The organism is Mycolicibacterium pyrenivorans (assembly GCF_025821625.1).
Classification (GTDB): Bacteria; Actinomycetota; Actinomycetes; order Mycobacteriales; family Mycobacteriaceae; genus Mycobacterium; species Mycobacterium pyrenivorans.
In genome coordinates this window covers 1-466 of the sequence record NZ_JACKSH010000280.1, presented here as the reverse complement: position 1 = coordinate 466, position 466 = coordinate 1, and the positions used below count along the sequence as shown (strand labels likewise).

1 protein-coding gene is annotated in these 466 nt (G+C 64.2%); it reads right to left on the bottom strand.

The genetic code is table 11. The annotated features are described in order from the left end of the window. Window positions 1-147: 147 nt before the first annotated feature. On the bottom strand, window positions 148-466 hold a 319-nt coding region (gene coaD, locus H7I57_RS30880), incomplete at its 5' end, for a pantetheine-phosphate adenylyltransferase (RefSeq protein WP_264028355.1).

Below are 466 nucleotides of genomic sequence, written 5' to 3'. Positions count from 1 at the left end.
CACGTGCCTCTTCCACGATCGCGCCGAGCTCGTCCAGCGCCTCAAATACTCGGTACACGGCAACATCCTCCAGGCGTAGTTGTTGTTACCAGTGTGCCTGGTGTTACTCGTGTGACTCCGCTTTGGCGGCCGGTGTGTCGCGCAGAACTATCCAGCCAGCTTGGCCTGCAACCGCTCGTTCACCGCTGCCGGCAGCAGGTCGGTGACGTCGCCGCCGAGGGCCGCCACCTCCTTCGCCAACGACGACGACACGAAAGAGAACTGCGGCTTGGTGGCGACGAAGAAGGTGTCGACACCGGCAACGTGTCGGTTCATCTGCGCCATTTGCAACTCGTACTCGAAGTCGGTGCCGGTGCGCAGTCCCTTGACGATGGCCGTCAGCCCGCGCGCCCGGGCGAAGTCGACGACAAGCCCCGATCCGGTCTCGGCACGCAGGTTCGGCAGGTGCGATGTCGCCTCGGTGATC